Genomic DNA, 3,432 nt, shown 5'->3' with positions numbered 1-3,432 from the left:
CTCCGTTCGGCGAACCAGCGTACGGTGTCCGGTTGCAGGACGATTCCGCTGCCGCGACCATCGAGCGGCACCGGGGTGCGCTCGTAGATATCGACCTGGAAACCCAAGTCGCGCAACAGCAGCGCGGTGGTCAATCCTCCGATCGATCCCCCGACGACGATCGCCGAGGCGGTGGAGTATTCGGTCATGACGCGCTCTTTTCGCTCAGCGGGATGATGTGGTCAGCGGGGTCGTCGACGGGCATGGGCGTACCGCGTGTTTCACGCGCGAAGGCCAGGCCGATCACGGCGATCAGGCCGATCGCCGATACCGATGCCGTGGCGATGCCGAGGTTTCCGTCGAACCAGGATGCGGCGATCACACCGGCGGTCAGGGGTCCCAGGGCGGTGACGTAGCGACCGACGCTGTTGCACACCGCCAATGCGGTGGCTCGCACACTGGGCGGGAACAGCTCGGGGCCGTAGATGAAAGTGCCCGACAATGCGCCGAACAATCCGAAACCCAGAAGCGGCATCGCGATCAACATCTCGGGATAACTGCGTTCGAACGGGAATGACCATCCGATGGTGACCGCCGAAACGCCGAAACTGATGAGGAAGGCTCGTTTGCGGCCGATGGCATCGGCGACGAAACCCCATGCGGCGTAACCGATGATGCCGCCCGCGTTGAACAGCATCGCGGCGACTGCGACCCGATGATCGGCCACCGCCCGGGCGAGGCCCTCGGCTGTGGTCATCTGCCTGATGATCTGCGGGTACCACGTCGACACACTCCAGAAGGCGATGAGCGCTCCGGTGGCCAGGGCGGTGCAGACCAGCATGGGATGCAGCAGCGGCGGGCTGAACAGCCGACGCAGCACGAATCGGTCCTGATCGTGGTTGTGGCCGAGTGCCTTTCGCTCCTTGCGTGCTTCCAGGTGCGCGCCGATCTCCGGCGGCTCTGGCACGTAGCGGCGGATGAACCAGACCACCAGGGCGGGGATACCGGCGAGCAGCATCATGGCGCGCCACCCGTGATCGCCCAGTAGTGCGTAGGCCGCGGCCGCCATGAAGAACCCGCCCGCATATCCGGCCATCATCACCCCGCCTGCGCGCGCCCGGAAACGGTTGCGCCAGGTTTCGGCGATCAGCGCCGCACCCACCGGCGCCTCGACACCTGACCCGAGGCCGGCGATGAACCTCAGCAGGCCCAGCTGCCACCAGGTATCGGCGAAGACCGCCAGGGCACTGAACACCGCATAGGTGAGAATGCCGATCGAGAGCACCCGGGTGCGGCCGAAGTAGTCGGCGAGCATGCCGAACAGGATTCCGCCGGTGGCCCATCCGGCGAGGAACAGCGCGACGGTCATACCTCCGTAGAAGCCGATCGCAGCGCCGTCGACGCCGATACCGCTGTGCGGAAGCAGTTCGGTCATGGCGGGCCCGAGCACCAGGACGTAGAGACTGCCGGCGAAGCCGTCCAGACCCCAGCCCAAGGTGGTCCCTGCCAGCACGAGCCATTGCGTTCGGGTGATGTCGTGATGCCAACGTCCTGCGGACATGGTGGTGCCTTTCGGGGTATGGGGATGCGGGTCAGTTCAGTCGGCGCTGCGACTGGTCGCCGTACCAGTCGACGTGGTCGGCCGCGGTCCGCACGACGATCGTCTTGATCCAGGAGAAGTCGTCGAAAGACTCTGTGCCGGCGTCTTTTCCAGACCCAGATTCTTTGATGCCGCCCCACGGGAGGGAAGGTTCGAGCCGGTGGTGATCGTTGACCCACACCATGCCTGCCTCGATGCGCGCCGCGACGCGGTGGGCACGGCTCACATCGGTGGTCCATACCCCGGCGCCCAGCCCGTACGGGTTGTCGTTGGCCATCTGCACGGCGTCGTGCTCGTCGTCGAAGGGGATCACCACGGCCACCGGCCCGAAGATCTCTTCGCGGGCGACCGTCATCTCCATGGTGGCGTCCGACAGCACGGTGGGTGAGAGGAAGAAGCCCTTGTCGAACGGGTCCGGTAGCGCCGGTGCCTGTCCGCCGGCGGTCAAGGTCGCTCCCTCGTCCAGACCGGTCTGGATCAGCGCGACGACCTTCTCACGCTGGCGGGCACTGATGAGCGGTCCCATCTGCGTGCTCGGCAGCCCCGGATCGCCGAGCCGAATCGCCTGCGCTCGCGCGGTGAGCGCCGCGACGAATTCGTCGTAGATGCCGCGCTGCACCAGGAGTCGCGATCCGGCGACACAGGATTGACCGGCGGCGACGAAGGCGGCGAACGCCGCACCCTCCGCCGCGACGCTGGGGTCGATATCGTCGAAGAGCAGCACCGGTGTCTTACCGCCGAGTTCGGCGGTGATCCGCGCAAATCGGGACGCGGTCGCGATGGCAGCGGATCGGCCCGCTTCGGTACCACCGGTGAGGGTGATCTTGGCAACGTCGGGGTGGTTGGTGAGCCGTCGCCCTGCGTCCCGTGCGCCGGTCACGACGTTGAACACACCCTCGGGCAGTCCGGCGCGGGTGAGGATGTCAGCGAGTGCGAGTGTGGTCAGTGGGGTCAGTTCGGACGGCTTGACCACCACGGTGTTTCCGTTGGCGAGGGCGGCGGACAGGCTGCGCGCCAGGATGAGCATGGGGTGGTTGAACGGCGTGATGATGCCGCACACGCCGAGCGGCAGCCGCTGCTGATAGGTCAGGTATGGACCATCGCCGGGCAGTACGGCCTGGCGTTGGGCGGCCAGGAGACCGGCGTTGTAGCGGAACCATTCCGGAACGCGGGACAGCTGGGCGCGGGTCTCGGTGATCGGCCGCCCGTTGTTACGCGCCTCGAGGGTGTAGAGCTGCTCACTGGAGTCCTCGATGGCATCCGCGATGCGCAGCAGGAGTTTGGCGCGCTCACTGCGAACCATGTTCGGCCACGGTCCGTCCTCGAACGCCGCGCGCGCTGTCGCGACCGCGGCATCGACTTCGCTCTCGCCCTGTTCAGGGATCGTGGTGAGCACTTCGCCGGTGGCCGGGTTGAGAATGTCGCGGAACTGACCGGGCAACGATGCCGGGGCCGGGGGTGCGGTGGCCGGTGAGACTTGGGTCATGGATATGAGTGTCGTCACAACGGCATTCGCCTTCAATGTCTGACCAGACATACTTGATCGCCTTTTATGTATTCACAGACATACATATCTGCGGGACACTGATCGGGTGACGATATCGACGGGCCACGAGCGGCCGGGCGCGGAACTCGTGACGTGGCTGGCCGCCTTGCGTACCCTCAGCGCGCGGGCCGGTGCCGAGACCGACCTGCCCGAGGTGCTCTGCCTGGTCGCGGACACGGCCAGGACGCTGCTGGGCTTCGACTTCTGCGGCGTGCTCGTCCCCGATGCGGCCCGGGAGCGACTGGAAGTTGGGCTTCGACTTCTGCGGCGTGCTCGTCCCCGATGCGGCCCGGGAGCGACTGGAAGT

At 66.5% G+C, this 3,432-nt stretch carries 3 protein-coding genes and 1 pseudogene; 1 reads left to right on the top strand and 3 read right to left on the bottom strand.

The features are described 5' to 3' along the window. From H7J86_RS00140 to H7J86_RS00130, 3 genes are all read right to left on the bottom strand, one after another. The coding region (locus tag H7J86_RS00140; RefSeq protein WP_267288627.1) for an NAD(P)-binding protein at nucleotides 1-188 on the bottom strand (188 nt) is incomplete at its 3' end. Next, complete coding sequence (locus tag H7J86_RS00135) at nucleotides 185-1,540, bottom strand: MFS transporter (protein ID WP_090358386.1); 1,356 nt, start codon at nucleotides 1,538-1,540, stop codon at nucleotides 185-187. The genes H7J86_RS00135 and H7J86_RS00140, both read right to left, overlap by 4 nt. Before the next feature lie 31 nt (nucleotides 1,541-1,571). Beyond that, nucleotides 1,572-3,065, bottom strand: a complete 1,494-nt coding sequence (locus H7J86_RS00130; protein ID WP_267288625.1) for an aldehyde dehydrogenase — start codon at nucleotides 3,063-3,065, stop codon at nucleotides 1,572-1,574. 106 nt (nucleotides 3,066-3,171) lie between these two features. On the opposite strand from H7J86_RS00130, the pseudogene H7J86_RS00125 reads away from it, so the two are divergent. Then, nucleotides 3,172-3,432: pseudogene (locus H7J86_RS00125) on the top strand (hypothetical protein); the annotation flags it as partial.

The organism is Mycobacterium hackensackense, from assembly GCF_025822555.1.
GTDB lineage: Bacteria > Actinomycetota > Actinomycetes > Mycobacteriales > Mycobacteriaceae > Mycobacterium > Mycobacterium fluoranthenivorans.
This window is presented reverse-complemented; position numbering and strand designations above follow the sequence as displayed.

What these genes read in the sequence shown, in the direction of transcription:
- H7J86_RS00135 (WP_090358386.1), bottom strand. Translation starts at nt 1,540, where the DNA reads ATGTCCGCAGGACGTTGGCATCACGACATCACCCGAACGCAATGGCTC.
- H7J86_RS00130 (WP_267288625.1), bottom strand. Translation starts at nt 3,065, where the DNA reads ATGACCCAAGTCTCACCGGCCACCGCACCCCCGGCCCCGGCATCGTTG.